The sequence below is a fragment of the Magnetococcus sp. PR-3 genome, from assembly GCF_036689865.1.
Lineage (GTDB): Bacteria > Pseudomonadota > Magnetococcia > Magnetococcales > Magnetococcaceae > Magnetococcus.
This window is the reverse complement of the sequence record NZ_JBAHUQ010000084.1, coordinates 1-696: the sequence shown is the minus strand read 5'-3', so window position 1 is coordinate 696 and position 696 is coordinate 1. Positions and strand designations below refer to the sequence as shown.

2 protein-coding genes are annotated in these 696 nt (G+C 46.1%); both read right to left on the bottom strand.

Features of this window, described 5'->3' with window-relative positions; translation table 11 throughout:
- A partial coding sequence (locus tag V5T57_RS20645; protein ID WP_332893162.1) for a transposase occupies window positions 1–380 on the bottom strand: 380 nt, incomplete at its 3' end.
- Window positions 361–681, bottom strand: coding sequence for an IS630 transposase-related protein (locus V5T57_RS20640; RefSeq protein WP_332893161.1), 321 nt, complete (start codon window positions 679–681; stop codon window positions 361–363). The genes V5T57_RS20645 and V5T57_RS20640, both read right to left, overlap by 20 nt.
- Window positions 682–696 lie beyond the last annotated feature (15 nt).

Below are 696 nucleotides of genomic sequence, written 5' to 3'. Positions count from 1 at the left end.
AGCTTCTTGATCGGCTCTTTACGATGGAAAGCAGCATTGTCCATCACTATGACACTGGGTCGCTTCAATTCAGGTAGAAGCATTTTTTCTATCCATGTCTCAACCAAATCAGCATTACATGAAAAATCAAATATGACCGGAGCCAGCCACTTCTTACCCCGCTGAGCCATGATCAAGTTACTACGCTTGTGATTTCTGCCCGGAGTCTCTCCATAGACTTTAACACCCCTGCTTGCCCATGCATGTTGACGATTAACTGACTCTTCAAAGCCACTTTCATCAAAATAAACAATGTTTTCTTTTCCATATAGCATCCAGCACCGACGTAACTCAGCCAGAAACTCCACTCTTTTCTTGTGATTACGTTCCGCGTAGCGCATCGTTTTTTTTACGGATGCCCATCTTTTTTAGCGCTGCGCTGATCGTGGCTTTATGAACGCCAAAATGGGCTGCTCGCTCTCTTTGTAAAGCATCTGGACAGGCTTTCACATGCGCAGCAAGCTCTGCTTTATCAAGCTTGTGTCCCTGGGAACGTCGTTGGCTGGGTTCAAGCGAAGGACGCTTGAGCCAGTTATAGATCGTGGCTCGGCTTATTTGAAACAGCACTGCAGCATCTGCTTTGCTGCCACCTGCATCAATGAAGTCGATCACGCGTTGGCGGAGTTCGATGTCATAGCTCATAATGCTTTATTATAA